General features: G+C 67.5%; 3 protein-coding genes. 1 reads left to right on the plus strand and 2 read right to left on the minus strand.

The features are described 5' to 3' along the window. Window positions 1-245 precede the first annotated feature (245 nt). Complete coding sequence (locus AC069T_RS13465) at window positions 246-1,877, plus strand: hypothetical protein (protein WP_478782989.1); 1,632 nt, start codon at window positions 246-248, stop codon at window positions 1,875-1,877. A 16-nt stretch (window positions 1,878-1,893) separates the two neighbouring features. On the opposite strand, the gene AC069T_RS13470 is transcribed toward AC069T_RS13465, so the two are convergent. Together AC069T_RS13470 and AC069T_RS13475 are read right to left on the minus strand one after the other, a co-directional pair. Continuing rightward, window positions 1,894-4,080 (minus strand): ATP-binding protein, encoded by a 2,187-nt coding sequence (locus AC069T_RS13470; protein WP_478782874.1) that lies wholly within the window; start codon window positions 4,078-4,080, stop codon window positions 1,894-1,896. Continuing rightward, entirely contained in the window at window positions 4,073-4,534 is a 462-nt protein-coding gene (locus AC069T_RS13475; RefSeq protein ID WP_478782875.1) for a hypothetical protein, read from the minus strand. The genes AC069T_RS13470 and AC069T_RS13475 overlap by 8 nt, the downstream gene beginning before the upstream one ends. Window positions 4,535-4,915 lie beyond the last annotated feature (381 nt).

A 4,915-nucleotide genomic window follows, 5' to 3' on the forward strand; every position in this document is an offset into this window, starting at 1 on the left:
CCGCGAACCGCGAACCGCGAACCGCGAACCGCGAACCGCGAACCGCGAACCGCGAACCGCGAACCGCGAACCGCGAACCGCGAACCGCGAACCGCGAACCGCGCGAGTGAAGCACAACTCACCCTAGAGCAACCGCGGGTAGTCGTCCGAGGTTGGCCGTGATCGGTAGGAGCGGCCCACATCTTCGTGTACCTGTTGGCGACGATGCCCATCGATGGAGCACCTTCCGCGGCGAGAAGACGCTGATCGTGGCCGCGCGTACGGTCACATCGACCGCACGCGTTTTGGAATGCCTGCCGGCCCTCCTGCGTGGTGACAGCCGGGTCACCGTCGTCTTCGCCTACGATCCCACGTCCGCCTTCAACGACGGCGTTCTCGATCTGCTCCACGACGCCGGCTGCCGGATCATGCCCTGGTCACAGCTGGGGAGCATCGCACCCGACCTGATCCTGTCCGCCAGCGAGAACATCGACGTACCGGAAGGCGACTGCCCCGTACTGGTACTGCCGCACGGCGTCGGCTTCCAAAAGCTCGTACCGGACTCCCGGGCCCCACGCTCCCGGCTGTCCGGCGTCGTACCGGACTCGCTGCTCGAGTCTGGACGCGCCTGGCTTGCCGTCTCGCATCCCGATCAGGAACAGCAGTTGCTCGCCACCCACCCCAAGACTGCGGGCCGCACACTGCTCATCGGGGATCCGTGCTTCGATGAGCTGGCCGTCAGCCTGCCTCAAGCCTCCGCCTACCGGTGTGCCCTGGGTGCCGCCGACGGCCGGTGTCTGGTGGTTGTCAGCTCCACCTGGGGTCCGACATCGCTGCTCGGCCGGTACCCACAACTGCCTGCCGAGCTTCTCGCTGCGCTGCCGTATGACGAATACCGGGTGGCCGCGGTCATCCATCCCAATGTGTGGTCGGCGCACGGGTCCTGGCAGATCCGTACCCTTCAGGCTGCGGCGCTGGAAGCAGGGCTGCTGCTGATGCCACCCGTCCACGCTTGGCGGTCCGCGCTCGTCGCAGCGTCTGTCGTCGTGGGTGATCACGGATCGGTGACACTGATGGGTGCCGCACTCGGCAAGCCAGTGCTGCTCGCGGCTTTCGGCAGTGACGCGGTACCCGGCACAGCGGTCGCGCACCTCAGACAGGCTGCGCCTCCCCTCGATCCGCGAGGCGCCCTGCACCAGCAGATCGAGGATGCCATCCAGGGCCACGTTCCCGAGCGCTACGCCGCGATCTCTGATCTCGCCTTCGCCGAACCGGGGCTGGCTCTCACGCGGCTCCGCACAACTCTGTATCGCTTGCTCAAACTGACGGAGCCGGCCTCCAACACACCGCCGGTGCTGTCGCTGCCGCACCCCGACCCCCCGGCGGCGACCGTGACCTCATGGATGGTGACCACTGCCGTCACCGCGGCCGCGGCCGAGCGCCCAACGATTACCGTTCGCCGTCACCCCGCGGCCGTTTTCGGCGACCGTCAGGAAGCGGCTGACACCTTCTTGCACCTAGCGTGCGACGAGGAGGAACGGGACCACCGGCTGACCGAGAGTGCCTCGGTAGTGGTGCGCCGGCACCCCGCTGCGACCGCGGTCAGCGCCCTTGGCTGGATCCGGGAGACACTGCACCGCCTCCCCGGCAGCCTCGTCGCCGCCGTGCCGCTGAACGGGAACAGCTTCCTGCTGGGCACACGCGACGGGCCCATCGTGGAGGCGACGGTCACCGGGCCAACCATCGACCCCGGCCTGCCGGCGGCACTTGTCTACACCTGCCTACGGGCTGGCCTCCCCCTCGACGGCGTGTTCGTGACCTTGCAAATCGGTGACGTGCGGGAGGAGGAGGTCGGGCTGCGCCTCCGGCCTCGACTACCGTCCGACTCCAGGCAGTGAGGCGAGCCCTTCCTCGTCAGGCAATGGCGTCGCCCTCACCGTCCGGTCCGGTCATGCGGTTCAGGCGGTCTCGCAGCTTCTCCGCCTCTGGGCTGCCACCTGCCTCGTAGATTGCGCAGGCCCGTGTGAGGTGCTCTCGTACGGTTTCGCGGGCGCCGCCGGTCTGCTCGACGATGTCGGCGAGCCGGACCCGGGCCTGTGCCTCGTAGTGGCTCGCCTGCTCCTCCTCCAGTGCCCGGACGGCGTCCCTCAGCACACGCGCCGCCGCATCCGTGTCACCCAGATGCTCGTGGACAGTACCGATGGCAGCCAGGACCCGGGCGGCCATACGCCTGTCATTGCGATCCATGAGCCCTTTATGGGCGCTGCGCAGAGTGCTCAGCGCCGTCTCGTGGTGGCCGGCAGTGTCCTGTGCGCAGCCCAGGAAGTACGTGGCGATGGCTACCCCGCGCCACTCCTCGGCCTCGATGTTGAGTTCGACGGAGCGCCGGTATGCCTGGACGGCGCGGTCGGCGTCGAAGCGGTCCCAGTAGCGGCCGAAGAACTCGTGCACGGACGCGTTCAGCGCGGTGTGGGCCGACACTTCCGCACAGGCAGCGGCCTTCTCCAGCTCCACGCGCGCCTGATCGTACTGGCCGAGGTCCATCAATGGCCGCGACAGCAAGCTGCGCAGCCGTGCTTCCGCCGCCGGCACCATGGCCTCGGCAGCCGCGGCCGCGCCCAGCTCCAAGGACTCCTTCCACTCCCCCAGGTAACGGCGGTGCAGGAACAGGACCGTGAAAGCCTCAGCCAGCTGCCACACGTGCTTGTGCAGAGCCAGTCGTGATGCCTCCCGCAGCACGGCGAGGATGGTGGCACGCTCGGCGTCCAGCCACCCCAGGGGCGCCGGGCCATCGTCGGCTGAGAAGGGGTTCGGGGCGCCGCGAAGAAGGTCGGTCAGGTTTGCGATCCGCAGCCGGTCTTCGCGCACCGCGCGGTCGGCGAACGCGGTGAGAGCGAGATAGTGGGTGGCCACCCGCTCCACCACTGCGCGCTGCGTAAGCTGCGGCTCTTGGTGGTCGGCGCGCTCCCGGGCGTGCAGCCGCACAAGATCGTGGAAGCGGTAGCGGCGGTCCTCGGTCACATCGAGGAGGTTCGACCTCACCAAGGTGGCCAGCAACGACCTCGCTGTCGATACGTCGATATCCGCGGCGACCGCGGCCGTGCCCGCGTCGAAGGTGCGGCCGGGGAACCAACCCAGGATTCGGTACAGGTACGCGGCGTCTGCTGGGAGATCGCGATAGCTCAGCTCGAGTACGGCGGACACGGAATCGTCCCCTCCCAGCGACAGCCCTTGCAGGCGGCGGGTTTCGTCAGCCAGCTCCTCGGCAAGCTCACTCATGGTTAGATCACCCGTGGGCAGCAGGCGGGCAGCCACCAACTGAAGGGCCTTGGGCAGGCCACCGCAGAACCCGACGAGCCGCTCGGCCGCGTGCCGCTCGGCCTCCACGGCCGCCTCGCCACACCGGTCGGCCAACAACTGTAGGCCGCTGTCCATGTCCAAGGGGTCAAGGTAGACGGGGCGTGCCCCGTCCAGAGCCAGCTCGGAAAGCTTGCCGTTGCTGGTGACCAGCATGACGCTCCCCGGCCCCTTGGGCACGAGAGGTCTGACCTGAGCGGGCTGGCTGACGTCATCGAGAACCACCAGGACGCGCCGGTCCGCGGTCCTCGAGCGGAACAGCGAGGTCCGCTCCTCCAGGGACTTCGGGATGTACGCATCGTCCACCCCAAGGGCTCTCAGGCACATGGCCACCGCCTCCGACACATCACCCCCCGCCCGGCTGCGCAACATCGCATAGTCGACGTAGATCTGCCCGTCTGGGAAGTGCGCCCGGGCCTTCTCCGCCCAGCGGCAGGCGATAGCGGTCTTGCCGACCCCAGGCATCCCCGAGATCACGCCGTATCCAACCCTGCCCGCTCCGCTCCCTTGATCACTCACACAGTCGTCCAGCAGAGCCAGGTCCGCTGACCGATTGATGAACCGGACCGTCAGAGGGGGCACTTGATCCGGCCGGAACGCGGGACCGGACGGGAGTGGCGCCTGAACGTTGAACGTAATGCCGCCATGAATCTGCTGGGCCTGAACGCTCGGCCCGTTGACGCTCCCGGACAGTTCGTTCCGGACGTACGGCTCCGCGCGCCGATCGTCGAAACTCTCACTCATTTGGCTGCCCCGCCCTGGGTCCCTGAGGGACAGAACCCGAGCTGTAGAACGTCAGGCTGGAGAACTGCTGCCCCTGGATCACGGGCCCGTTCTGCACTCCGCCATTGACGCTGTTGTGCACGATAACTGCCGCGTCACTTCCCGCTCCCGGGGCAAGTTCCGCCAGCAGCAGACGCAGCTCCTGCGCAGCCCCGGGGTCCGCCTGGAGAGCACGACGCAGCCTCAGCCGCCATCCGGCCTCGATGTCCGCCACAGCCAGTTCGTCATCCGACGCACGAGCCGCCACGAGTTCCTGCTCAGACAACCGCAGCTCCTCGTCGACCGCCTCCTCATCCGCACCCCGGGCAAAGAACCGTGCCACCCGTTCACGCGCCTGCGACCATGTCTCCGACACCATCAGCCCGACCAACGTCGTCGCCCCCGACGCCGCCAGCGCCGCCAACTCCGCCTCCATCAATCCCCCTTGCAGCAACACAGGACAGTGAACTCGCTGAAGCCACCGTAGGGAGATCACGGAGACTTGGGTAGTTGGGTAGTCGGCCGTAACCATCGCCATCAGTCATTTCGGTCGCCTCTAGCCGGCCGCAGAAGCCCTCTAGAGGACCGCCATGCTCCCTCTCTGCAGCCCGGACTACATGTAAGAAATTGAGCCAGGGGTTAGCAGAGACAGCGGAGCACCAGACAGATGCTGGAGCGCGTCGGTGGCGCGCAAACCGGCTTGAGTCGCCGGTACGATCAGCTCCATGCCGCAAGAGGCCCCTGGCTATGCTTCCCCACTCGGTAGGGTCGATGCACCTTTCTCCGATTCTTCAGGTATAATGGATAATTTGCGGGC

It is taken from the genome of Streptomyces sp. NPDC043867 (assembly GCF_056435845.1).